This window comes from Salinimicrobium oceani, from assembly GCF_012037645.1.
This window is the reverse complement of sequence record NZ_JAAVJR010000675.1, coordinates 1-441: the sequence shown is the minus strand read 5'-3', so window position 1 is coordinate 441 and position 441 is coordinate 1. Positions and strand designations below refer to the sequence as shown.

Below are 441 nucleotides of genomic sequence, written 5' to 3'. Positions count from 1 at the left end.
CGGGTGATCCAAAAGCTAAAACAGAACTACAAGCTTCCGGTGAAGGCAACTTTTTTAGGCGCTCATGCCCTGCCTCCGGAATATAAAGATAACAAAGAGGGCTACATGAACCTCCTCATAAGCGAGATGTTGCCCAAAGTAGCCGAAGCAGGGTTGGCAGATTATGTGGATATTTTCTGCGAAAAAGGTTATTTTTCAGTAGAGGACACCCACCGCTTGCTTGAAGCCGGTAAAAAATATGATCTCATTCCGAAGATCCATGTGAATCAATTCAACGCGATTGGCGGAATCCAAGCTGCGGTGGCTCATGACGCTCTTACTGTAGACCATCTCGAGGTAATGGAGCCGGAAGATCTTGAGGCGCTAAAAGGGAGTGACACTATGCCCGTTGCGCTTCCCTCCTGCTCGCTTTTCCTTGGCATTCCCTATACTCCGGCGCGC

Annotated in this window: 1 protein-coding gene; it reads left to right on the top strand. The window is 49.0% G+C overall.

Translation table 11 applies throughout. The annotated features are described in order from the left end of the window. Positions 1-441, top strand: a 441-nt coding sequence (locus HC175_RS18830; protein ID WP_479685244.1) for an amidohydrolase family protein, incomplete at both ends; no start/stop codon positions are given.